The following is a 23,715-nucleotide window of genomic DNA, read 5'->3' on the forward strand; positions in this document are numbered from 1 at the left end:
AGCGATTGCTCGCACTGCAAGGCTGCTTCAAGTGCCAACCAAACAAGTCATCTGCCGCAGACGCTGATCGGAAGGTAGTGCTTTCACTCGAAAACGCTGAATTTCAACAGCCTGTTAGGGCGCGAGGCGCTCGCGCAGCCAGTTGCCCTCGGCCTGGCGGGTGTAGCGCAGCCGGTCGTGCAGACGGCTCTTGCGGCCTTGCCAGAATTCCCAGCGATCGGGCACCAGGCGGTAGCCGCCCCAGTGTGGCGGGCGCGGCGGTTGCAGCAGGAACTGGGCGCCGTATCTGGCGGCGTTGCTCACCAGCACGGCGCGGCTGTCGATCACCTCGCTTTGCGGGCTGGCCCAGGCTCCGATCCGGCTGTCCAGCGGGCGGCTCTGGAAATACGCGTCGCTTTCTTCGGCGCCGACCTTTTCGACCAGGCCTTCGATGCGCACCACACGTTCCAGCTCCGCCCAGTGGAACTGCAGCGCGGCGTAGGGGTTGCCGGCCAGTTGCTGGCCCTTGCGGCTCTGGTAGTTCGTGTACCAGACGATGCCCCGCGCGTCGTAACCCTTGATCAGGACCACGCGGGTGCTGGGGCGCAGGTCGGCACCCACGGTGGCCAGGGTCATGGCATTGGGTTCGGGCACCTCGCTGTGAATGGCCTCGTTCAACCACTGATCGAACTGCTGCAGCGGGTCGGCACGGGATGCGGACTCGCTGAGCTCGGCTTTTTCGTAACTTTTGCGCAGATCGGCGATGTTCATGGCAGGTGATGGTGAGCGTGCAGGGCGGTCAGGGGGTGGCCGGTTCAGCCAGTTGCAGCAGGCGGGCCAGGGCCCGGTCTTCGATGCCGTGGGCGAGCAGGCCTTCGTGGGTGCGCCGGGCGTATTCCTGCGTGGAGCCGTAGCGGCCGCGGGCGCGGGCGAAGATGTCGCGGTACTGCTCGCTGTCGAGCGGACCGGTGTAGCTCGGGCTGCGGCGGGACAGCGTGAACGCCAGCGCGCGCACCGGGCCTTGTGCCGTGTCGCACAGCAGCCATTTGGGGTCGTAGACCGGGTTGGGCATTTCGCGGGCCCAGAGCCGGGGCATGGTCGCTTCCACCTCGTCGTGCGGCAGCCGCAGCGCCAGGCCGGTGCAACTGCCGCCGGGCATCAGGGCAAAGACCAGGCCGGGGCAGTCGGGGGTGCCGCGGTTGACGCGGCTCCACATCTGCAGGCAGCGGTGGTGGCCATGCACACGGGCCATGCGCGATTCGGCCGCTGCAAACTCGGGGCGCCACACCAGCGAGGCGTACCCGAACACCCACAGGTCGGCGCGCGGCCCGAGGCTGCGCCATTGCGCAAGGGTCTGCGCCATCATCGCCGCGCCGTCGCGTTCGGCAGGCACCCAGGTCATGGGGCGGGGCTGGCGCGGCGCGGGTGGGGCACGAAGGGTGTCGGATGCGGGCATTTACAATCGCCGGTTGGCCGTCAGACTTTTTTATTCATGGGCGGCAGGTTCGGCGGGTTCGCCGGATCGGGTGTTTTCCGCAGCGGGAGTCCTGCTGCCCTCATTATTCTGCAAGGAGTTTTCTGCATGTCTTCCCAAGATAACGATCAGGACATCCGCGTTGTCGCCGTGGTGCTGATTTCGGCCATTTTGCTGGCGGTGGGCCTGGCGGTCGGTGTGGGTATTCACAAGGTCCGCTCGGGTGGGGCGGCGGCGGACGCCGGTGCCGAGGCTGCACCCGCGGTGGCCGTGGTCGTGACGGAAACCGTGGTGGCTCCGGCCCCGGCGGCGGTGGGTGACGATGCGGCCGTGGTGATCGAAAACGGCGTGGTGAAGTTCTATTTCGCCTCCGGCAAGGCCGATCTGGCGGCGGGCGCCGTGGACGCGCTGGCCGATGCCATCGCTGCAGCCAAAGCAGGCAAGAAGCTGGTGATCTCCGGTTTCCACGACAGCACGGGCAGCCAGGCGCAGAACGCCGAGCTGGCCAAGCAGCGGGCCCAGGCGGTGCGCGATACGCTGGTGGCCGCGGGCGTTCCCGAGTCCAGCGTCGAACTGCGCAAGCCCGAAGAGACCACCGGATCGGGCAACGCGGCCGAGGCTCGGCGTGTGGAAGTGCTGATCGCTGAATAAGCTGCAGCGCTCCCAGAAAAAAGCCCGGCAACTGCCGGGCTTTTTTTGCGTCAACCGCAGCGGGGGGGCTCAGCGCAGCCCTTGCCCGGTCTGCTGGTCGTCGCGCTGGATCAGCTCGATCTTGTAGCCGTCGGGATCGGTGACGAAGGCGATCACAGTGGTGCCGCCCTTGACCGGGCCGGCTTCGCGGGTGACGTTGCCACCGGCCGCCTTGATCTTTTCACAGGCTGCATAGGCATCGGGCACGCCCAGGGCGATGTGGCCGTAGGCCGTGCCCATGTCATAGCTCTCGGTGCCCCAGTTGTAGGTCAACTCGATCTCGGCCTGGCCCGGGTTGCCACCCTCAAAACCGAGGAATGCCAGCGAGTATTGGTATTCGGGGTTTTCCGAGGTGCGCAGCAGTTGCATGCCCAGCACCTGGGTGTAGAAGTCGATCGAGCGCTGGAGGTTGCCCACGCGCAGCATGGTGTGCAGAAATCGCATCGTGGTGTCCTTGTCGGGAAGGAAAAGGCGCGATTATGGGGCGGTGGCGCTGGCGGGGCGGCTGGGCAGATCAAAGACCAGGCAGGTCGTTGTGGCATGCGCATAGAGCGTGCCGTCGGGTCCCACGAGCTGGGCGTCGGCGGTGGCCAGTTGGCGGCCGCAGTGCAGGACCTTGCCGATGGCGCGCACGCGCGGGACCTGGGGGGTGAGCGCGCGCACGATGTTCACGCTCAGCTCGGCGGTGGTGTAGCCCCGGCCGGCGGGCATGCGGGTGTGCACGGCGCATCCCAGGGCCGAGTCGAGCAGGGTGGCAAACCAGCCGCCGTGGATGGTGCCCATGGGGTTGAGGAGGTGGGGGCCGGGTATGCCCTGAAACACGGCAGTCCCTTCGGCGACGCTGATCAGCATGAAGTCCAGCGTGCGCGCGATGCTGGCGTAAGGCAGTTCGCCACGGAGCATGGCCTGCATGAGTTCGAGGCCATTGCGCCCGGCCACCTGGGCCGGCGTGGCCACACCCGGTCCGGGGCCGGCGGCCAGAAGGCGGTTGGTCTCGGTTTCTTCGTGCAGCCAGGTGTCGAGCAGGGCGGTGGTCATGTGTGATCAATAAGTTGCATATGCATTCATTGTAGATACAATAAATCCGATGAACACTGTCTCCACCGTGTCAGGGTCGGAAACGCTGGCATCCGGGGCCCGGCCAACCGGCTGCACCAATCTGAAACTGCGCCAGCTCATGCGGGTGGTGACGCAGCGCTACGACGTGGCGCTGTCCGGGGCGGGCCTGAAGGCCACGCAGTACGCCCTGCTGTCCTGCGTTGTCAAAAGCGGGCCGCTCAAGGCGGTCGATCTGGCCAATCTCATGCGCATGAGTCCGTCCACGCTGTCGCGCAATCTTCAGCCTTTGCTGGCCGCCGGCTGGTTGCAGACAGGGCAGGGCACCGATGCCCGCAGCCATCTGATCGAAGCCACGCCCGCGGGTGCGGCCAAACGGGCGGAGGCCCAGCGCCGTTGGCGCGCGGCACAGGAAAGTGTCAACAGCACGCTCGGGCCTGAGCGTGTGCAGGCCTTGCACCGGTTGCTGGACGAATCACTGGCTTTGATGACGGCCTGATCCGCCTGCACGGCGCGCCGCGGTCCGCCTCCGAACGCTGTTTTTGCCCGATCCTTGCCGGTGCGCTCGTCGGTGTTGCGCACAGGGGGCGCAGGTGTGGCATCCTTGCAGTTGTTACGGATTGAAACTATTCGGGCGGCGTTCAGGCGCCGGCCACCATTCTTATCGTTGGGGCGTCGGCATGGGCGGAACCTGTGCAGGCTGGCCGCTTTCATTTCATGTCTGACCTTCCGTCTGCTGCCGAAGCACACGATCGCCTGAACACCCTGCGGTCGCTGGCGCCTCTGGAGCCTCATGCCGATGCCACGCTCGAAGGCCTGGTTCGGCTGGCTGCTCATGCCTGGGACTGCCCCGTGGCGGCCGTGTTCGTCGAGGGCCCCGACCGGCACTGGGCGGTGGCGGTGCACGGGGTCGAAGCGGGCGTGTTGCCGGTGGACCTGCGGTTTCACGTACAGACCGCCCGCCAGGGGGGCGTGCTGGTGGTGCGGGATGTGGCCCTCGATCCCGTGCTGGGGGAACAGGTGCCATGGATTGCGGGTTGGTCGTTGCGGTTTTTTGCCGGTGCGACGATCCGTGTCGACGGCCATGTGGTCGGCACGCTGTGCCTGGGTGCCCCGCAACCGCGATCCCCCGATCCGTCGAAAGTCCGCCTGTTGACCGACCTGGCCGACGGGGTGGCGCAGTGGTTCCTTCGGCAACGGGAGTGGCTGCAGCTGTGCCACCGCGAGCGCGAGCACCGGGCCTTGCTGGACCAGATGCCCGGTATCGTCTACCGGGCAGCGCTCGATCCCACGCGGTCGATGCTGTACGTCAGTTCCCGTTTGCGGCGGCTGGGCTATGAGCCCGAGCAATGGCTGGCCCAGCCCGAGGCCTGGGCCGATGCCTTGCATCCCGAGGACCGCGGTCGCGTGCTGGACGAATTGGCGCGCTGCCGGCGGGCCGGCGAGCCGTTCGATCTGTGCTACCGCCTGCGGGCCGGCGACGGGCATTGGCGCCTGGTGCGCGACAGCGGCGGGCCGGTGCCGGCCGGAGAGGAGCGGGGTGGCACCCTGCAGGGCGTGATTCTGGACCTGACCGAGGCGCTGACATCGGAGGCGGTGTCGGCCCATTCGGTGCTCCGGGCACTGCCGCTGGCGGTGTTGCAACTGGACGCCGAGGGGGCGATCACCGACGCCAATTTCCAGGCCGAGCACCTGCTCGGGCTGACACGCGTGCAGCTCCAGGGGCGTGAGCTGGCGGCCCTGAGGGCCGGTGATGCTTCGATGCCTGGGGGGCTGCGTCGGCCGTTGGGGGACGGGCGCGTGGTGGAGTGGGATTACTGGCACCCGGCCGGGCGGCTCAGGGCCATCGAGGAGCGCCGCCAGCGCCTCGCCGACGGGGTGGAGGTGGTGGTGCTGACCGACACCAGCCACCGGCGAGACGAAAGCAACTGGCTGCGCCGGCTGTCCCAGGCCGCCGAGCAGGCATCGGAGGCCATCGTCATCACCGATCTTGCGGCCAACATCGAGTACGTCAACCAGGCCATGGTGGTGACCTCCGGGTATGCCCGGGACGAACTGATCGGCCGCAATTCGCGGCTGCTGCAGTCGGGGCTGACGCCCACCTCGCGCTACCGCGACCTCTGGCTGAACCTGATGGCGGGCAAGCCCTGGCGGGGTTTCTTCAACAACCGGCGCAAGGACGGCTCGCACTACATCGAGTTTGCGGTGATCACCCCGGTGCGGGACACGGCCGGGCGGATCACGCACTTTCTGGCGGTCAAGGAAGACGTCACCGAAAAGCGCCGCATGGGCGAGGACCTGCGCCGCTACCGCGAGCACCTGGACGAGCTGGTGGCGCAAAGGACCCAGGAGCTTGAGCGCGCCAAGCAGATGGCCGAAACCGCCAGCCATGCCAAGAGCGCGTTCCTGGCCACCATGAGCCACGAAATCCGCACCCCGATGAACGGGGTGATCGGCATTGCCGACGTGCTCCAGCTGTCGACGCTGGACGCCCACCAGCAGGATCTGGTGGACACGATCCGCGAGTCGGCGCAGGCGCTGCTCACGCTGATCGACGACATCCTCGATTTCTCCAAGATCGAAGCCGGCCGGCTGGAGCTGGCCCCGGCGCCCTTCGAGCTGCGCCGCGTGCTCGAAAAAGCCTGCGACGCGCTCCAGCCTGTGGCGTCGGCCCGGGGGGTGCGGCTGCACGCCTTTGTCGACCCTGGGCTGGATCCCCGCTGGATGGGCGATGCCTCGCGCGTGCGCCAGATCGTGCTGAATCTGGTTGGCAATGCGATCAAGTTCTCGTCGGGCCTGGAGCGGCCGGGTCGGGTGTCGCTGCGGGCGCAGCCGGCGCCGGGCGGTGGCCTGCGGCTGCTGGTGCGCGACAACGGCATCGGCATGTCGGGCGAAGTGCGGCAGCGGATCTTTCGCCCGTTCGTGCAAGGCGAGGCTTCCACCACGCGCCAGTACGGCGGCACCGGGCTGGGGCTGGCCATCTGCCAGCGGCTGGTGGGGGCGATGGGGGGCAGCATCGTGGTGCAGAGCGAGGCGGGCCGAGGGTCCAGCTTCATCGTCGATCTGCCGCTCAAGCCCTTGGTGACTGAATCCGAACCACCTTTGGCCGATCTGACGGGTGTGCAGTGCCACCTGCTGTACGACGACACGGAGGTGCTGGCCGACTGGTCCGCCTACCTGCACGCGGCCGGCGCGCAGGTGCACCTGATGGCGCCGGATACCGCCACCTGGCCGGCTGCGCCGGCACCCTCGCAAGTGCTGATCGTTCCGGAGTCCATGGGCCTGTGGCAGAAACCCGGTCCGGGGATGGCAACGGTGCTGCTCCGGTGGCAGCCGCGCGATCTGCCCCGGCGGCTCGCCGACGATCGGGTGGCACTGTCCATCGATGGCCTGCACCGGGACGATCTCGTGCAGGCTGTCGCCATGGCCAGTGGCCGGCAACCGGCCACTGGCGTCGGTGACAGCGATGCGGGTCAGGGCGGCAAGAACCTGCTCGACGCCGGCCTGCTCGATCTGCAGGCGCTGGTGGGCGAGCGCTGTGTGCTGGTGGCGGAAGACAACGACATCAACCAGAAGGTGGTGCGCCACCAGCTGGACCGCATGGGGCTGCGCAGCGAAGTGGTCTCCGACGGGCAGCAGGCCCTGGCCTGTTGGCGCCGCGAGCCCGCGCGCTATGCCTTGTTGCTGACCGACCTGTACATGCCGGGGCTGGACGGCCTGACACTGGCCCGCACAATCCGGGCCGAAGAGGCAGCGGCGCGCTCCGTCCGCGAGCCACTGCCCATCGTCGCGCTGACGGCCAACGCGCTGGGCAGCGAAGGTGAGCGCTGTCTGGAAGCCGGCATGAACGCCTACCTCACCAAACCGGTGGCCATGGAGCGCCTGCAGCAGGTGATGGCCGGGGTTTTTGCCCGCGACATGGGTGGGCAGGGACGAGCAATGCCCACGGCCGAGGCTGTCGTCGAGCGGCCGGACAAGGTGTATGACCCCGCCGTTCTGCCCCGCCTGGTGGGGGACGACCCCCAGGTGCTGCAGGAGCTGCGGCAACAGTTCATGGCGAACGCGGACCGGGCGCTCGCCGAGGTGGAGCGCGGTGTTGAAACGCAGGACTGGAAAGCGGTGGGTGCCACGGCGCACCGGGTCAAGTCGTCGGCGCGAGCCACCGGGGCCATGGCACTGGGCGATCTGTTTGAACAACTGGAGGCGGCGGTGCGCGAGGGACGCTCCGACGTGGCGGCCGAACTGGCCGGGCAGGTATCGGGTGCGGTGGCCCGCCTGCGCGAGCGGGTCGAACCCTTGCTGGGGCCTGCGAGCACCGAATCGGTCCTGTGTGTGGACGACGAACCGTCTGTGCTGACGGGCCTGCTGGCGGCGTTTCAGGCTGTGGGAGGGCCGCTGCCGCAGACTTTCCTGCGCGGTAGCGATCTGCTGGAGCACCTGCCGCCCACCGATACCCGCCGGGTGTTGCTGCTGCTCGATCTGCTGATGCCGCAGATGGACGGGCTGGAGGTGATCCGCTGCCTGGGTGAACGGCGCTTTGAAGGCGCGGTCGTGCTGCTGTGCAGTGCCCGCTCACGCCTGCCTGTGGCGGCGGAACACCTGCTGCGGGCCCATGGCATCCGTTCGCTCGGTGTCCTGCACAAGCCGGTGGATGCCGACGCCCTGCGGACGGTGCTCAAACACTGGCGGGACGCGGTCCCGCTCTGACGGCGGCAGGCGCCCCGGTCAGGGCGTCGCGCCCATCAACCGGGCCAACGCATCGGTGGCCATGGCGCCGGCCTGTGTCACGACCTGTCCGCTCTGGCGGTGGCGGGCCACGATGAACGGCACCGCATCGGCTCCCAACTGGCCGAGCAGGGTGGTGTTGGCGCGGATGGCCTGTTCCACCTCGGCCGGGATGCTGGCCGATGCCGCGATGCCACCGCTGCCGCCCAGCACCGACTGTTCGTGCGCCGTCATGGTGGCCTGCGGATCCGCAGCCTGCAGCAGCGCGGCACCTTGGGGGAGACTCTTGGGTCCCAGAATGGCCACCGGAATCCAGACAAAGCGCGTCTGGCCCAGCAGCGGCTGGGCGGCCTGCCACAGGTGGGCGCAGTGCGGACATTGTGGGTCGAACAGCACGTACACGGTCTGGGCGCTCATCAGGGCGCCGACCGAAAAGCCTTTGCCTTGCGCTGCCACGGCCTCGTAGGCTTGCGGGGTGGCGATGGTTGGGGCGGTGGCAGCACTGCCGGACTCTTCGCGCGAGCAGGCGGACAGTCCCAAGGCCATTGCCAGAGAAAGGGACAGGGCAAACAAACGGGTGTTCATGGCGCAGCGCAATGGAAGCGGATAGAGGCCCGATCATCGCAGAACCGGACGGGCCTTTCCGGCTGGCGGGTGCGCAACCCCTGGCCTTTTGAGGGCTGCTCGAGGGGCGAGAAAAGCGACAATATCGCCGTTCGCCCCCAACGCTGCCGGGCGGTCCCATCTCTTGTTTTCGGAGTCTCTGTGCCCCTCGTGTCCGTCATCATGCCGGTGTTCAATGCTGCGCCGTACCTGCCGGCTGCGCTGGAGTCGATACTCGGGCAGTCCCTGCAGGACATTGAGCTGCTGTGCGTCGACGATGGGTCGACCGATGCCTGTCCCGACATCCTGGCGCGCTTTCAGGCGGAAGACCCCCGGATCCGTGTCATCCGGCAGGCCAATGGCGGACCCGGTGCCGCGCGCAATGCCGGCCTGTCGGTGGCCCGTGGCCGGTATGTCTACTGCTTTGACAGCGACGATCTGCTCGCTCCCGAGGCGTTGGCGCAGGCCGTGGCCGAAGCCGATGAGCACCAGTTGGACGCCCTGTGGTTCGGGGCTTCGTCGTTCGGTGATGCTGAAATGCGGGCGCAACGGCCGCAGATGTTCACCTATTTCGACGGCGAGCATGGTCCGACGGAGACGATGACGGGCGAGGGGTTTCTGGCGCGCAAGGTCGCGCAAGGCCAGTACAGGTGTTCCCCTTGCATCTACCTGGTTCGGCGTGAATTGCTGGAAACGGCCGCGATCCGGTATCCGGAAGCAGGCTTGCACGAAGACAATCTGTTCACCTTCGAAGTGTGCCTGGCGGCGCAGCGGGTGCGCGAGCTGCCGCACAAATGGTTCCGCCGCCGTGTCCGGCCGGGCTCGATCATGACCTCCCGCTCGACGTTGTCCAACTACCTGGGCTGCCTGGTGGGTTATGAGGGCATGCTGTCGCGATTCCTCCGTCGGCCGCCGTCGCCCGAGGCCGTTGATGCTGTGCACGAACTGCTGGAACTCATGAAGAGCCAGGCCTTGCTGCATTTGAAGGACCCTGGGGTCCGCTCGGCCGCGCAAAAACCGGGGGCCCTGGGGACTGGCGTGATGAGGGATTACCTCCACGTGAGCTTCTGTCGGCAGCTTGACCACGAACTGGCGACGTGCACAGAGGTCTTGTCGGGTCTGGCCGGCGTGCTTCGTCTCTTGCCATCGGGCTCGGTACCCACGTCCGTGACATGGCCGGCGGTCGGTCAGGTGGATGATCTCTGGATTGAGCGGGATGTGGTCATGCTGCGCGGGTGGGCGCTGGCCTGGAATCAGCAGGCGGTGTCGGCCCTGCTGGTGAGTGATGGGGTGACGGCGTTGACGGTCCCGCTGGTGAACGCCGTGGCGCGCCCCGATGTGCTCGACCATTACCCGGATGGCGACCTGGGCTGTGGTTTTGTCGCCAGCCTGGACGTGGCCGCGCTGTCTCTGGAGCGGCCGTGGTCGGTGCGGGGCATTCCGGCTTGTGGGGGGCACACGTCTCCATTGGCCATGGGCGCAACGGAGGTTCCGAACCGCATGACCGGGCATGTCGACCAGGTTCGTGTGCGGGATGGCCGTTATCAGGCAGAAGGCTGGGTGCTGCTGGATCGCTGCCAGCCGGCCGAGCGGCTGTGGTTGCGCAGCGGCTCCCTCGTGGTCGAAGCGCACATGCTGCAGCGCGTGGAGCGGCCTGACGTGCAGGCCTGCCACCCGCTGGCCGCCCTGGATTGTGGTTTTGTCGCGGTCTTCGATTTGGCCGCGCCGCCCGATTCGGCGATGGTTCTGCACGCGGCGCAGCCGCGCGCCGCCGAAGCGAGTGCCGAAGGCGCACAGCCCATGAGTCCGGGGTGTTCGGCTGCGCCAGGCTCCTCGCAGAACCTACAAGGCGATCGGCAGCCAACGGCCCATGGCGCTTGAGCCTCGGGTTGACACCGCTGCTCAGGCTGTCGGTCTGTGCTGTCCTTGAGAGCGCCTGCCGGCTGACCTGATGCACACCCTCGAACAACTGCGCAGTGGTGCCCTGGCCGGGACCCGCCGTCTCGATCTGGCCTGCGGCTTGACGCAGGTGCCGGCCGAAGTGTTTGATCTGGCCGACAGCCTGGAGGTGCTCAACCTCACGGGCAATCACCTGGACGCCTTGCCGCCCGACATGGGACGGCTGAAGCGCCTGCGCGTGCTCTTCGCCTCGAACAACCGGTTCACGGTTGTGCCGGAATCCCTGGGCGATTGCCCCTCCCTGGAAACCGTGGGATTCCGGGCCAACCGGATTGGCCTGGTGCCGGCGGCCAGCTTGCCCGCTTCGCTGCGTTCCCTGGTGCTGACCGACAACCTGCTCGAACGGTTGCCCGAGCGCCTGGGGCTGATGCCGAATCTGCAGAAGCTCATGCTCACGGGCAACCGCCTGTGTGGTTTGCCCGAGACGTTGGCCGCAGCGTCGGCGCTGGAGCTGCTGCGTCTGGCCGCCAACCAGTTGGGTCGCTGGCCCACCGAATTGGGGCAATTGCCCCGTCTGGCCTGGCTCGCGCTGGCCGGCAATCCGTGTAGCGAGGCCGGCTCCGCCAGCGATGCCTTGCCGAAGGTGGATTGGTCCGAACTCGCTGTGCGCGATCGGTTGGGCGAAGGGGCTTCTGGCGAGGTGTTCGAAGTCCGTGCCGGCTGTCGGCCCCATCTGGCGCTGAAACTGTTCAAGGGCACCATGGGTAGCGATGGCTTGCCGGACGATGAGCTGTTGGTGGGGGCTGGTGTGGCTGCCCATCCTGCCGTGATGACGCCCGTGGCGCAGCTTCAGGGGCATCCGGAACACCGGAAGGGGGTGCTGATGCCGTTGCTGCCGGCCGCATGGCAAGACCTGGCCGCGCCACCCAGCCTTGAGCGCTGCACGCGCGATGTCTACCCCGTGCCGTGGCGGATCGGGGCTGCACAAGCCTGGCGCCTCGCTGGCGACGTGGCTTCTGCGGTCGCGCACCTGCATGCACACGGGGTGATGCACGGTGATTTGTACGCCCACAATATCCGCTGGGACTCCGCCACCGGCCAGGCCATCCTCTGCGATTTGGGGGCGGCCACGCGCCTGCCCATGCATTGCCCCGACTTGGCCGGGAAGATGATGGCCCTTGAGGTGCGTGCGTTTGGTTGCCTGGTGGAGGAACTGGCATCGGGCGTGTTGGACAGCGCCACCAGCGCGTCTTTGCAGCAACTGGCCGATGCTTGCCTGCAGACAGACCCCGCTGAGCGCCCCACGATGGCGATGTGCCGGGAGCGTTTGAGGCGGGCCTGACCGTGTGCCGTCAGTGTCCGGCTGTCGCTTGCCGGCGCGAGGCCAGCAGCACCCAGTCCACCAGTTCGCGGTCGGGGGTGTAACCGGTCACCAGACCTGCCAACTGATCGCGCGCCAGTTGCACCTGCCCTTGGTCCAGGGCTTCCTGCAGCGCCAGCAGGCGCGGCTGCAGCACCTCCCAGGCGAGAAACTCCTCGTGCGCCTTCATGATGCGCGGGTGGGAGGTCGGTTGCGGGTTGTCGCCGATCAGCAGTTCTTCGTACAGCTTCTCGCCGGGACGGGTGCCCGTGACCTGGATGGCGATGTCGCCTTCGGGGTTCTGCGCGTCACGCACGGTCAGGCCCGACAGCTCGATCATCCGGCGGGCCAGATCCATGATGCGCACGGGCTCACCCATGTCCAGCACGAACACGTCGCCACCCCGCGCCATGGCGCCGGCCTGAATCACGAGCTGGGCGGCCTCGGGAATCGTCATGAAATACCGGGTCATGCCCTCGTGGGTCAGCGTGATCGGGCCGCCATCTCGGAGCTGCTGCCGGAATTTGGGCACCACCGAGCCGGACGAACCCAGCACGTTGCCGAACCGCACCATGGAAAACCGGGTCCGGGGGTGGGTCTCGGTCAGGGCTTGCAGCACCATCTCGGCCAGGCGCTTGCTGGCGCCCATGACATTGGTGGGGCGCACAGCCTTGTCGGTGCTCACCAGCACAAAATCGCTCACGCCGGCCTGCGCCGCGACCTGGGCCGCCACCAGGGTGCCCAGGCTGTTGTTGCGGATGCCTTCGATGGGGTTGTGCTCGACCAGGGGCACGTGCTTGTAGGCCGCGGCGTGGTAGACGGTCTGGGGCTGCCAGGCGGCCATGATCTCGCGCAGCCGCTCTTCGTCGCGCACCGAGGCCAGCAAAGGCACCAGACGGGCCGGGCTGCTGGCCGCCGTGATCCGTTTTTCCAGCTCCTGGTGGATCTCGTACAGGGCGAATTCGCTCTGCTCGATCAGCAGCAGCACCGCCGGTTCGATGGCCAGGATCTGGCGGCACAGTTCGCTGCCGATCGAACCGCCGGCACCCGTCACCATCACCACCTTGCCGGCGATGTTCTTGCCCAGCAGGATGTGGTTGGGCGGCACCGGCTCGCGGCCGAGCAGGTCGTCGATATCGAGCTCGCGCAGGTCGGACGTGCCCACGTGTCCCTGCGCCAGCTCGCTCACGCTGGGCAGCGTGCGCACCTGCACATGGGCCTGCAGCATGCGCGTGATCAGTTCGTTGCGGCGGTGGCGGCTGGCCGACGGAATGGCCAGCAGCACGGTGCTGACTTTCAGGGTGTTGACCAGGCTGGGCAGGTCGGCGGGGCTGTAGATCGCCAGGCCATTGAGCACGTGGCCGTGCAGGCGGTCGTCATCGTCGAGAAAACCGATGACGCGCATTTCGTGGCTGTTGGCCATGGCCGCTGCGAGCTGGCGGCCGGCATTGCCCGCGCCGTAGATCAGCACCTTGGGCAGTGCGGCCGTGCGCAACTGGTCGCGGTAGATGCCGCCGAGCCAGAAGCGCGCCAGCATGCGCGAGGCGCCCACCAGCACCAGCAGCAGCACGGGCTGGATCAGGCCGATGGTCCGGGGTACACCCGGTATGCCGAAAGCGGTGAAGATGGTGGCGTAGACCAGACCGTAGACGCCAATGGCTTTGACCACGGTCATGAGCGCGGTCAGGCCGGCGTACCGGAAGATGGCCCGGTAAAAGCCGTTGACGATGAAGATGGGCAGTGCCAGCAGCAGCGAGGCCCCGACGGCCCACATGGGGCGCCAGACGGGATCACCCGAGAGCGTGATCCATTCGCCCAGACGGAGGTAGTAGGCGAGCCAGACGGTCAGGATGCACAGGGAGGCATCTACCGCCAGGACCACGATGCGTTTGGCCGCACGGGGCATGCCCAGGATGGGCAGGGCGAGCCGGTGGATGGGCATGGGCAGGTGTGTCGTGAAGCTGGCTGATTTTACGCCTGCAGCCTCTCCCGGCCCTATTTTTTGACCGTTTGGTCGCGGTCAGGCGTTGTATGGTGACGCCACCACAGGGGTCATCCGGGCTGAAAAGCCACCCGTCGGTGCTCGAAATAATGCCGCACCGCCTGGCGGCGGCGTTGTGCTTCGGGTTCGCCGGAGCCCGCGGGAGTCCGGATGCCGGCCTGCAACCGGTCCACCAGCGCCGCTTCGCCGGCAAAGAGTTCGGGGGCCTGCCACGAAAGGCCGCTGAAGGCGTAGTTCACCACCTTCAGCCCGGTGCCGCACTGTTTGAGGTAGTGACTGAGGGCCCGTTCGAAGGCAAACACCCCCAGCGGCAGTGTGCGATCGCCGGTGCGGGTGAGGGTGTAGGGCGTCGGTTGCTGCAGGGGGTTGCCGGAGGGGGCATCCAGCAGCCGCATGTAGGCATCGACGAACGGTGCATAGCCTTGCCAGAAGCGCGGCGACCCCAGCACATAGTTGCAGTGGCAGCACAGGAAGGCATCGGCCGAGGCATCCACCCGCGGCAGGGGAGAATCAAAGACCCGGTTCCAGACCCACTGCAGGGTGTCGGTGATGCCCGGGTGTTCGAGTTCGGCCAGTTCCAGGAAGTGGTTCGCCAGCGAGAGTTCGCGCGGATAGGGGTGGAACAGGCAGACATCTGCCTCCCCGTGGGCGGCGACGAAGCGCAGCACGTCATCGATGGCGATGCCCATCTTGTCCAGAAACCGGGGCGAAAACAGGCCGCTCTGGCCGAGGCCCGCCCAGGTGTCGCTGTTGGCGAACAGGCGAAAAGCCTGCAGCTCGCGGTACTCGGCGCGGTTGACGCCACGGGCGTCGAAGGGCTGGAAGGGGACCGGCAACCGCGGCTGTTGGCCCGGCTCGTAGAACAGCTCGAAAAGGCCCAGGGTCACGTCAGCGGTCGGGGTGGATGAAGCGGTCGAACGATTGCCAGGCCCGCCAGTAGGCGGCCGCCTGCACACCGCGGAATGCCAGGATGCCTTTGAGCGCCTTGAGCATGGCGCGTTTGCGGCGGGAGGTGGCCAGGTCCTGCACCACATGCACGGGCATGGCGGCCAGAAACAGGAAGAAGTCCTTGCGCGAGCGTTCTCCCAGGTGGAATTCGACCGCCAGTTCGCGGTACAGCCGGCGGTACAGCGCGTGGTTGCGGTCGTTGTGGTGGTGCGTCACCTGCGCTTCGGCGACATAGAACAGGCGCTGGCCATGGTGCTGGTGCCATTGGCAGAACGCCATGTCTTCCTGGGCCGGCAGCGCTTCGTCAAACGGGTGTTGCCGCCACAGCGCCTGCAGAAAGGCCGCGTTGCCGTTGTTCATCAACGGGCGCCGGGTGAGGCCGCTGGGCCCGCGGTACTTCCAAGCGAAGTAGTTCATTTCCGAACTGCGGCTGGTGGCGGGGGCCACATGGCTGCCAAAAGCCATGGCAGCCTGCCCTTCCAGCAGCGGAGCGACCAGGCAGGACAACCAGCGCTCGTCGGCGGGCACGCAATGGGCGCTCAGCGACACGACGATGGGGTGCTGGCTGGCGCGCACCCCGAGGTTGAGCGCGCGCCCGAAGCTGAAAGCGCCCGGCGCCAGGGTTTCGATCCGGCAGCCGTGGGCCTGGGCAATGTCGAGCGTGGCGTCGGTGGAGCCGGAATCGACGAGCACCACCTCGACGGGGCGGTGAATCAACTGCTGCCCGATCGCCTGCAGGCAGGTGCCCAGGTGCTGGCCTTCGTTGAGGGCCCGGATCACGATGGAAATGCCATCGCCCGGGGGCGCGGCTTCGGCAGGGCGCAAGGGCTGGCGGCGGCGCATCATGGTTCTGAGGCCGTCCGTCAGTGGGTGATGTTGGCGCGGCTGAGCACGCGCACCGCTGTGAGCCACAGGATCTTCAGGTCGAAGGCGAGGCAGCGGCGCTCCAGGTATTCGGCGTCGAAGCGCACCTTGACCGGGATGGGCAGCTCGTCGCGCCCGTTGATCTGGGCCCAGCCGGTGAGGCCGGGCACGAGTTCGTGCACGCCGGCCGCGGTGCGCAGGGCGATCAGGTCTTCCTGGTTGAACAGGGCCGGGCGGGGGCCAACGAAGCTCATGTCCCCGACCAGGATGCTCCACAGCTGGGGCAGCTCGTCCAGGCTGCTTTTGCGCAGGAATGGCCCGATGGGCGTGAGGTAGAGCTGCGGGTCGGTCAGCAGGTGGGTCGCCACGGCCGGCGTGTCGATGCGCATCGACCGGAACTTGGGCATGCGGAAGAGGCGGTTGTGCCGGCCCACGCGGTCGCTCCAGTAAATGGCCGGACCGGGTGAGGTCAGGCGCACGGCCAAGGCGATCAGCGCCACCGGCACGGCCAGCAGCAGCGCCAGCGGCAGCGCCAGGGCGAGGTCGAATGCGCGCTTCATGCCAGGGCCTCGGCGGTGCGGGCCAGTTCGATGTCCACCGGATACGGCGGACGCCAGTCCAGTTGCCGCACCGTGTCGCTGATGTCGACCTGCAGCGACTCGGTCAGCCGGGCCACGGCAGCGGCACGGCCGGTGAGGCGCCCGGCCAGTTGCAGTGCCGGTACCGGGACGGGCCACAGCCGCGCCGGCCGCCCGGTGGCAGCGGCCATGGCGCGGACCAGATCGGGGGTGGAGAGGTCGTGGCCGTCGGAGACCAGCCAGGCACGGCCAGGTGCCTGCGGATGGTCGGTGCAACGCACCAGCAGGTCGACCAGGTTGTGAATCCCGACCAGCGAGCGCTGGTTGCGGATGGCGCCCAGCGGCAGCGGGCGCCCTTGCGCGACCCAGCGCATCAAGGCCCGGAAGTTGGCGCCGACGCCCGGTCCGTACACCAGCGGCGGGCGCACCACCACCACCTCCAGGCCGGATTCGCGGGCCACCGCCCACAAGGCCTGTTCGGCCTCGTGCTTGGACTGGCCGTAGGGGTCTTCAGGCTGTGCGGGGCTGTTGGCCGACAGCGGCCGGCCCGGCAGGGAGCGTTCGCCCAGCACCTTGACGGTGCTCACCAGCACCAGGCGCCGGACCCCGGCCTGAGCCGCCTGCCGGGCCAGCCGTTCGGTGCCGGCGGTGTTGACAGCGCGGTAGGCCGCCAGCGGGTCGGGGTGGCGGTCGGCCATCACGTGCACGCGCGCCGCGCAGTGCACCACGCAGCGAACGCCTGCCAGCGCGGCGCGCCAGTCGGTGTCGGGGCCGATGTCGCCGATGCAGACCCGGCCCGGGGCCGACGGTCCCGAGCGTGTCAGGGCTCGGACGGGCCGCCCGTCGCGGACCAGCCGTCCCAGCAATGCCCGACCCACGAAGCCCGTGGCACCCGTGACGGCCAGCATGATCAGGAGCGGCGGTCGCGGTTTTCCAGCGTGAGGGTGCGCACCTCTTCCATCAGCTTGCGGTTGGCCGCCAGCAGGTCGGCCACGAAGGCGATGAGGATGGTGTGAAAGCCGATGATCAGCAGCGAACTGGCCAGGATCAGCGACTGCACATGCCCTTCGTAACCGTGCTCGTTGGTCAGCCACTTGTAGACGAAGCGCAACCCGATCAGGAAGCCGGCGGTGAAGAAGGCCAGCCCGATGGAGCCGAAGAAGCGGAAGGGCCGGTAGATCGCGAACACCCGGATGATGGTGACGATGCTGCGGCGCACGTAGGAACTGATGCTCTTGACCAGCCGCGAAGGCCGCAGGTCGCCGTTGACACGGATCGGCACCGAGGTGATGGCCATGTTTTTCTGGCCGGCCTGGATGATGGTTTCCAGCGTGTAGGTGTAGTCGCTGAACACCACCAGCCGCTGGGCGGCAGCCCGGCTCATGGCGCGGAAACCGCTGGGGGCATCCGGGATGTTGGTCTTGCTGGCCACGCGCACCACCCAACTGCCGAGCTTCTGCAGGAACTTCTTGATCGGGCTGAAGTGTTCGATCGCCTGGATCGGGCGGGCACCGACCACGATGTCGGCCTTGCCGTCCACGATCGGCTGCGTCAGCTGCGGGATGTCGTCGGCGTTGTACTGGTTGTCGGCGTCGGTGTTGACGATGACATCGGCGCCCTGCTCCAGACAGGCCTGGAGGCCGTTCATGAAGCCGCGCGCCAGGCCCTGGTTGCGCGTGTGCCGCACCACATGGTCGACACCGTTTTCCAGCGCCACCTTGACGGTGTCGTCCTGGCTGCCGTCATCGATGATCAGCCATTCCACCTTGTCGAACCCCGGGACCTCCCGCGGCAAGGCCGCCAATGCAATGCCCAGGGTAGCGGCTTCGTTGTAGCAGGGGATCTGGATGATGAGCTTCACGGTGTTTTTCTGTGACCGGTCGGTGGACGGAAACGCCTGCGGGCGCAACCGGAAATTGTAGACCGGCCGGTCCGGCATGGCAGCACCCGGTGCTCGCCGTGTGTGTCGCCGCTGACCCGGGAGCGCTGCCGGGCGAGCGGCGGCATGACTCAGCAGGTGGCGACGGTGTAGCCCTCGGCGCGGGCCCAGGAGGTCATCATGCGTTCGACCGCGTGCGTCAGCGTGCCGTCGGCAAGGCCCCTTTCCAGGTCGAAATCCTGGGGCTTCAGGGTCAGAAGGGGACTCAGGCAGGCGGGGCGGAACCAGAACATGGTGCCGGCGGCCAGGTCGGTGTAGCCGTAGGGCACGCCCGTCAGCGACTCCAGCCGGTCGAGGTTGGCCAGATTCGACGAGGCATTGCGCCGCGTGGCCGGAATCAGGAAGGGGCCGGGCACGAGCATGCCGAGCTTCGGGTCCTGCCGGAACCGTGTCAGCGCGGCTTGCACCGTGGCGACGGAACCCAGCAAGGGGGCGAGCAGGCCTTGGCGCAGGCGTTCGCCATCCGGGCGATAGGCGCTGCGTTTCGTGTGCACCTTGCAGACGGCCAGATGACCGAGCGAATGGATCTGGCGGTAGGCTTCCACGAAGGGCAGGATGTCACGGCCTCGGTTTTCCACCAGACGCACCTGGGCCTGTGGCCAGCGCTGCCGCACCCGGGCGCCGTGCGCGCTGGCGGTGGTGGTGACATACAGATCGACCTGGCCGTCCGGAAACGCCTGGTCGATCTGGTCGAGCAACGGGTCGACCACCTCGGCATAGTGCAGGTGCAGCACCACGGCCACGTCGTGCCGACGCGTCCAGGGGTGACCGGGCACGATGCCCCAGCGGCTGTCGAGGTCCTGAACGGCGTCGTAGGTGGCCTGGAGGTAGCCATAGCCGAACCGGCGGTCGGGCTCCAGGTGCGAGCCTTCTGCCCATTCGTTCCAGGCGTTGACGAAGGTCAGGCGCTCGTCGTCGTTCAGCCGAGGGTCGTGGGCGGTGACGTTCAGGTTGTGGGACAGCCACTGCTGGTAGCCCTGGAGGCTGAAGTCCTTGAAGATGGTGGCGCCATCCTGTTTGCGGGCCGTGTTGTCCCAGGACAGCATGCAGGCGCGCCACACCTTGTACGGTTCATCGGCGCGTTGCACGAAGCGCTGCGCAACATCCGGGTAACCATGGATCCGCCCGGTGAAGGCCGGATTGGTGATGGTGACTTCGGGCTGGTGGTCCGGATACTGGCGGAACGGATGGGGCGGAAATTGCACCGCCGCATCGAAGCCGAACGGCGCGGGGGAAGTGATGTCGAAAGACTGGGCCGCCACCAGGTAGAGGCCGGGCAGGCCGAGGCGCAGGGCTTCTTCGCGCCAGAGACGCCCGGTTTCGGCGATGTCGGGAATTAGGTTGGCCCGGTAGACGATGAGCACGGGCAACCCGTTGACGCGCACGTAGCGATCGTCCTGGAAATACCGGCCCAGGTGGCGGATGAAAGCGAGCGAATCGGCACGCGAGTGCTCCTGGGCGATCAGGATGTCATCGTCCTTGCCGTCCCAGCGCCGGCTCCAGTTTTCGTTGGCCCACATCAGGCAGAACGGCATGTCGACACGCGGGTCGGCCAGCATCTGCTCCAACGGCTGGTGCATCAGCACCGTGCCGTTGAACCAGTAGAAGTAGTAGCAGAAGCCGTATATGCCGTAGTTGCGGGCCAGCCGGGCCTGCTCGATCATGTTGTCGACCAGGCGCAGGTCGTAATAACCCAGGTGGATCGGGCAGTGCGGCTGGTAGTGCCCGGCGTAGTTGGGCTGCGCCTTGCCGACGTTGGACCACTCGGTGAAACCCTTGCCCCACCAGGCGTCGTTCTGCGGGAACGGGTGAAACTGGGGCAGGTAGTAGGCCAGCACCTTGACGCAGGGATCGACGGGCGGGTTGTCCTGGTAGGCGTGGTAGCCCTCGGTCAACCGGGCCGTGTCGACGACCGGAATCGGCGATCCGATGCCCAGCGCCCGGCGGACGCGGGTGGCGCACCGGATGAACAGGCGACGGAGGCGGTTGACTGGGGGGACACTGGCGGACATGGGATTAGCGCGGAGGGGGGAAGGACTGATCGGACGGATGGACGAGGCGCTTGACGACTTGGCCTGTGTGCGGGTGCGGCTGATGCACGTAGTAGTCGAAACAATGCTGCTGGTACAGCGCGCACATACCGTTCATGCGCCACAGGGTTTCGTCGGGAAAGTGCCCATTCCGGTCACAGCGGTCCACCTCGTCGCGCATCTGGTCGAACAGCAGGCGTTCGAACCGACTCAGGCAGTACTGCTCGCGCACGGCCGAGGCTTCGATCGGGTAGGCCGCCACGCGCCAGTCGGGGTGCAGCGACAGCCAACTGCTCAGCAGCCGCTCGACCATGAAGGGCAGGAAGGGAGCGGCCTGGGTGTGGTCGGTGCCCTGCAGGATGGCCACCACCGCGGGGTGGTCGGGATGCCGGTCGAGGAAGTCCGAGATCGGCACCAGCCAGCCGCCGATGTACGCTTCCCAGAACGCCGGGGTCGCCACCCAGAAGTTGCTGTACGCCAGCAGCTCGGCGCCATGCCGAGGCACGCTCCGGAGATCGATATCCAGGCCCACGGCGTCGAGCAGGGCCTGGGCGCGGCTCAGCAGGCCAGGGTGCGCGTGCTCACCCTGCATCCATACGTTGTAGGACCAGTAGCGCAACTGCGGAAACGGGTTGACCAGGCAGATGTCGGCGTCGGCGTGCTGGAGCGCAAACTGCCGGAACTGTGCCACCGTCAGATGGGTCTTCAGCGCGAATTTCGGCGAGAACAGGCCGGTTTTTTCGGCCGCCCGGTGCCGCCCTTGGCGGTAGGCCTCGACATAGGCCTGCAGTTCGCGCCGTTCGGGGTGCCGGTTGTGAATGCGAAGCGGTGTGAATGACTTCTCGCTGACCGTTTGGCGCTCTTGGTAGAGACATTCAAACAAAGCAAACGCGTCGGGCATGGGTGTGGTGGGATTGGGTCTAAATGGCGCAATCCAGCAGCTTTCGCGCGCTGCAGCGAATATGGTGATGGGTGTGGATGTCCTCGAAGGCCTGGGTGCGGATGGTCTGCCGCAAGGCGCTGTCAAAAGCCAGCCTGTCGAGCGCCGATATCCAGTCTTGCAGCGTATTGTCCACCAGCACGCCGGTGTCCAGGTCGGTGATGCACCCGGTGTAGATCGGCGATGCCGAGTAGATGCCAGGCACGCCCGCCGTTCCGTAGTTCAGGAATTTGAAGGGGTTCTTGCAGGCATTGAATTCTGCCGCCTCGGGGTCCTCATCCGCGCCCAGCGGCGTGATGGAGAGTCGGTACCGGCCCGAGATCAGGGCGCCGACGTACTGCTCGTAGGGCATGCGGTTGGTGAAATGCAGGAAAGGCAGTGACACGATTTCCGGGAACGGGTCACCGTAGAAGTCCAGCACGAACGCCGGGTGCCGGATGAAGAACACCTGCAATGCGGTCAGCAGCAGTTCTTTGGACTTCTCCATCTTGAGAAAGTCCGCATTGGTGAACACGATCCGTTTGCTGTCGGCCACTTCGCTCCAGGCTGGCAGCCCCTGCGGCGCGTATTTTTCAACCCACATGCCGTTGGGTACCAGATGGGTGTCCGGGACCAGGTGCGCGACCTTCTGCTGGAGGCGCTGGTTGGCCACCGTCACCACGTGGCATTGCGAAAGGATGTCCAGGATCAGCCGCGACTTGTCGTTCGCCAACTGGCCGCCGCTGTATCTCGGGAACGAGAAGATCCAGTCGTCCAGGTCGTACACGACCCGTTTGCCCAGTTGCCGGGCCCGGACGATGAGGTCGCGGGCGGCCACGGAAGCGTGTTTGCTCAGCATGAGCACATCCGCCCAGGCCACGCCGTTGTTGGCAGCAGGGTCGTTTTCGGAAATGGAGGTGTATTCCACCCGGCCCTCGGCCTGGAGATAGTCCAGCACTTCGGTCACACGCGCCGCGACCGACAGGGATGGCACGCCCGGCGCCACCAGCGATTCTCGCTGCAGGGCCAGCACACGGAGTTTTCGGGTCATGGTGCGGGGCGTATCAAGGCGGACAGCGACGCTTCCGGCAACAGCGAAAAAGCCAGCACCTTGCCACGATCGTCTGCACTCGCATACTCGATGATGGACAGGCTGGCGTTGCGCGCGAGCAGGGCGGGAAAGGCACTCATCGGGATGCCCAGGGCGTGCTGCAGCAGGCAGGTGATGGGGCCGGCGTGGGTCACGGCCAGAACGTCGGTATCGTCCGCGGCGCGCACATCGGCCAGCCACGACAGCACGCGCTGGTTCAGGGCTTCGTGGGACTCGCCACCGGGGTAGCAGTGGGCGGGGTCCCGGTAGAAATGTGGCCACTGTGCGAGGAACTTCGCCAGAGGCCAGCCCGCCACGTCACCGGCATCGGTTTCGCCCAGGCGGACGTCGACGGTGAAGGTCGCTCCGGGCCAGGCCAGCGCCGCACTCTGTTGCGCGCGCCGGAAATCGCTGGTGTACAGCCGCGCTGCCCTGAACGCAGCACGCTGCAGCAAACCCGCCGTGCAACGCATCTGTTCAATGCCCTGCGCCGACAGGCCATCGGACGTTTTCAGGCCGGTGACCAGGCCTTGCACATTGGCCTCGGACTGGCCATGCCGGATGAGCGTCAGCCTCATGACGTGGTGGTTTGCTGCAGGATGTGCGCGAGTGCACCAATGGTGCTGTCCGCGCCATGGGGGGCCAGGTGGGAAATCAGCGGGGAGGGCGACCGGGGGCGGTTCAGCGCCGCCCGGATGGCGGTGCGGATCGATTCCACGTCATCGGGATCGCTGTAGTCGATGAGCTCGCCAAAATGTTCACGGGTCCAGGCGGAGTCACTGAGCACCAAGCGGGCACCGCTCAGTCCCGCTTCGATGGCCGAGAGTCCCGGCGGCTCGTGGGAGCATTCGATGAACACCTCGGCTTCACCCAGCGCCGAGCGCAGGATCTCCGAGCGCGCTGGCAGCGCGTCGATGAACAACACCTCGTCGCCACCTTCCTGTTTGCAGGCCTGGTAGTAGGCAACGTCTCGATGGTCACCGACCAGCACCAGCTTCATGCCGCTGCCTTTGAGGGCCCGGATGACCGAAAGCTGGTTCTTGTTGGGTTCGATGATGCCCATGCCCATGGCGTAGCGGTCGAGCTGGTACAGCGTCCTGAACAATCCTTCGGGGGCCGGTCGTGCATAGATGCTGTCGGCCAGCGTGATCACTCTGCGAACCTTCTGGGCGGGCAGATCGAAGAAGCGTGCAAACATGTCCTGCTCGGCGCGCGACTTGAAGATGACCACGTCGGCCACTTCGGTGTGCTCGTGCACGAGCTGTTCGAGCTGCGGGGCCGGGGCGTTGAGCCAGATGTTGGGCCACAGGGCGATCGGGACGCCCTTGTCGCGCACCTGATGCAGCAGGTCCAGGCCACCACCATGCACAGAAAAGTGCAGCACGACGTCGTAGTGCTCCAGCGCCCGGGACCAGGGGCCGTAGAGGTCTGCGATCAATCCGTGCCGCTTGAGTTTTTCCGATACCGAGAAAAGCTCGAACTCTCCGCCCCCCTTTTTCAGGTAGGCCTGATGGTAGGTGGTCAGCAGAATCCGGGGGGAAGTCGTCATGGGTGGTCGT

21 protein-coding genes are annotated in these 23,715 nt (G+C 67.0%); 5 read left to right on the forward strand and 16 right to left on the reverse strand.

Annotated features, from left to right (window positions below; all coding sequences use genetic code 11):
* Positions 1 to 114: 114 nt before the first annotated feature.
* Positions 115 to 750, reverse strand: coding sequence for a pyridoxamine 5'-phosphate oxidase (pdxH, locus tag L0977_RS21610; protein WP_234266958.1), 636 nt, complete (start codon positions 748 to 750; stop codon positions 115 to 117).
* A gap of 28 nt (positions 751 to 778) precedes the next feature.
* Positions 779 to 1,381: a gamma-glutamylcyclotransferase gene (locus L0977_RS21615; RefSeq protein ID WP_442786661.1), complete on the reverse strand. Its 603-nt coding sequence runs from the start codon at positions 1,379 to 1,381 to the stop codon at positions 779 to 781.
* A 180-nt stretch (positions 1,382 to 1,561) separates the two neighbouring features.
* Here L0977_RS21615 and L0977_RS21620 point away from each other — a divergent pair, with 180 nt between their 5' ends.
* Entirely contained in the window at positions 1,562 to 2,104 is a 543-nt protein-coding gene (locus L0977_RS21620; protein ID WP_234266959.1) for an OmpA family protein, read from the forward strand.
* Between the two features lie 69 nt (positions 2,105 to 2,173).
* On the opposite strand, the gene gloA is transcribed toward L0977_RS21620, so the two are convergent.
* Both gloA and L0977_RS21630 read right to left on the reverse strand, forming a co-directional pair.
* Positions 2,174 to 2,587 (reverse strand): lactoylglutathione lyase, encoded by a 414-nt coding sequence (gene gloA / locus L0977_RS21625; protein ID WP_234266960.1) that lies wholly within the window; start codon positions 2,585 to 2,587, stop codon positions 2,174 to 2,176.
* A gap of 33 nt (positions 2,588 to 2,620) precedes the next feature.
* The gene (locus L0977_RS21630; protein ID WP_234266961.1) at positions 2,621 to 3,181 is read right to left on the reverse strand and encodes a PaaI family thioesterase; all 561 of its coding nucleotides are present in this window, start codon (positions 3,179 to 3,181) and stop codon (positions 2,621 to 2,623) included.
* Between the two features lie 49 nt (positions 3,182 to 3,230).
* Between L0977_RS21630 and L0977_RS21635 the strand changes: the two genes are divergently transcribed.
* Both L0977_RS21635 and L0977_RS21640 read left to right on the forward strand, forming a co-directional pair.
* Positions 3,231 to 3,698, forward strand: a complete 468-nt coding sequence (locus L0977_RS21635) for a MarR family winged helix-turn-helix transcriptional regulator (protein ID WP_234266962.1) — start codon at positions 3,231 to 3,233, stop codon at positions 3,696 to 3,698.
* A 218-nt stretch (positions 3,699 to 3,916) separates the two neighbouring features.
* The gene (locus L0977_RS21640; protein WP_234266963.1) at positions 3,917 to 7,906 is read left to right on the forward strand and encodes a response regulator; all 3,990 of its coding nucleotides are present in this window, start codon (positions 3,917 to 3,919) and stop codon (positions 7,904 to 7,906) included.
* Between the two features lie 18 nt (positions 7,907 to 7,924).
* On the opposite strand, the gene L0977_RS21645 is transcribed toward L0977_RS21640, so the two are convergent.
* A complete protein-coding gene (locus L0977_RS21645) occupies positions 7,925 to 8,509 on the reverse strand; it encodes a DsbC family protein (RefSeq protein ID WP_234266964.1) in 585 nt (194 codons plus the stop codon).
* Positions 8,510 to 8,578: 69 nt separating this feature from the next.
* Here L0977_RS21645 and L0977_RS21650 point away from each other — a divergent pair, with 69 nt between their 5' ends.
* Entirely contained in the window at positions 8,579 to 10,408 is a 1,830-nt protein-coding gene (locus L0977_RS21650) for a glycosyltransferase family 2 protein (protein ID WP_234266966.1), read from the forward strand.
* 70 nt (positions 10,409 to 10,478) lie between these two features.
* The gene (locus tag L0977_RS21655; RefSeq protein ID WP_234266967.1) at positions 10,479 to 11,768 is read left to right on the forward strand and encodes a leucine-rich repeat-containing protein kinase family protein; all 1,290 of its coding nucleotides are present in this window, start codon (positions 10,479 to 10,481) and stop codon (positions 11,766 to 11,768) included.
* A 10-nt stretch (positions 11,769 to 11,778) separates the two neighbouring features.
* Here L0977_RS21655 and L0977_RS21660 read toward each other — a convergent pair whose 3' ends face one another.
* The 11 genes from L0977_RS21660 to L0977_RS21710 form a co-directional block, all read right to left on the reverse strand.
* On the reverse strand, positions 11,779 to 13,728 hold the full coding sequence (locus L0977_RS21660) for a polysaccharide biosynthesis protein (RefSeq protein ID WP_234266968.1): 1,950 nt from the start codon (positions 13,726 to 13,728) through the stop codon (positions 11,779 to 11,781).
* A 110-nt stretch (positions 13,729 to 13,838) separates the two neighbouring features.
* Positions 13,839 to 14,675 (reverse strand): hypothetical protein, encoded by an 837-nt coding sequence (locus L0977_RS21665; RefSeq protein WP_234266969.1) that lies wholly within the window; start codon positions 14,673 to 14,675, stop codon positions 13,839 to 13,841.
* 1 nt (position 14,676) lies between these two features.
* Positions 14,677 to 15,582 carry a glycosyltransferase family 2 protein gene (locus L0977_RS21670; protein ID WP_234266970.1) on the reverse strand — a complete coding sequence of 302 codons (906 nt, stop codon included), beginning with the start codon at positions 15,580 to 15,582 and terminating at the stop codon, positions 14,677 to 14,679.
* A gap of 17 nt (positions 15,583 to 15,599) precedes the next feature.
* The gene (locus tag L0977_RS21675; protein WP_234266971.1) at positions 15,600 to 16,160 is read right to left on the reverse strand and encodes a sugar transferase; all 561 of its coding nucleotides are present in this window, start codon (positions 16,158 to 16,160) and stop codon (positions 15,600 to 15,602) included.
* Positions 16,157 to 17,086 carry a UDP-glucose 4-epimerase family protein gene (locus L0977_RS21680; protein ID WP_234266972.1) on the reverse strand — a complete coding sequence of 310 codons (930 nt, stop codon included), beginning with the start codon at positions 17,084 to 17,086 and terminating at the stop codon, positions 16,157 to 16,159. The genes L0977_RS21675 and L0977_RS21680 overlap by 4 nt, the downstream gene beginning before the upstream one ends.
* Before the next feature lie 2 nt (positions 17,087 to 17,088).
* Positions 17,089 to 18,039 (reverse strand): glycosyltransferase family 2 protein, encoded by a 951-nt coding sequence (locus tag L0977_RS21685; protein ID WP_234266973.1) that lies wholly within the window; start codon positions 18,037 to 18,039, stop codon positions 17,089 to 17,091.
* Positions 18,040 to 18,188: 149 nt separating this feature from the next.
* On the reverse strand, positions 18,189 to 20,129 hold the full coding sequence (locus L0977_RS21690; RefSeq protein WP_234266974.1) for a glycoside hydrolase family 99-like domain-containing protein: 1,941 nt from the start codon (positions 20,127 to 20,129) through the stop codon (positions 18,189 to 18,191).
* 4 nt (positions 20,130 to 20,133) lie between these two features.
* A complete protein-coding gene (locus L0977_RS21695; protein WP_234266975.1) occupies positions 20,134 to 21,048 on the reverse strand; it encodes a hypothetical protein in 915 nt (304 codons plus the stop codon).
* A gap of 19 nt (positions 21,049 to 21,067) precedes the next feature.
* Complete coding sequence (locus tag L0977_RS21700; RefSeq protein ID WP_234266977.1) at positions 21,068 to 22,117, reverse strand: glycosyltransferase; 1,050 nt, start codon at positions 22,115 to 22,117, stop codon at positions 21,068 to 21,070.
* Entirely contained in the window at positions 22,114 to 22,734 is a 621-nt protein-coding gene (locus tag L0977_RS21705; protein WP_234266978.1) for a histidine phosphatase family protein, read from the reverse strand. The genes L0977_RS21700 and L0977_RS21705 overlap by 4 nt, the downstream gene beginning before the upstream one ends.
* The gene (locus tag L0977_RS21710) at positions 22,731 to 23,705 is read right to left on the reverse strand and encodes a mannosyltransferase (RefSeq protein WP_234266979.1); all 975 of its coding nucleotides are present in this window, start codon (positions 23,703 to 23,705) and stop codon (positions 22,731 to 22,733) included. Before L0977_RS21710 ends, L0977_RS21705 begins: the two co-directional genes overlap by 4 nt.
* Between the last annotated feature and the right edge of the window lie 10 nt (positions 23,706 to 23,715).

This window comes from Hydrogenophaga sp. NFH-34 (assembly GCF_021401345.1).
In the GTDB taxonomy this organism is placed as follows: domain Bacteria; phylum Pseudomonadota; class Gammaproteobacteria; order Burkholderiales; family Burkholderiaceae_C; genus Hydrogenophaga; species Hydrogenophaga electricum.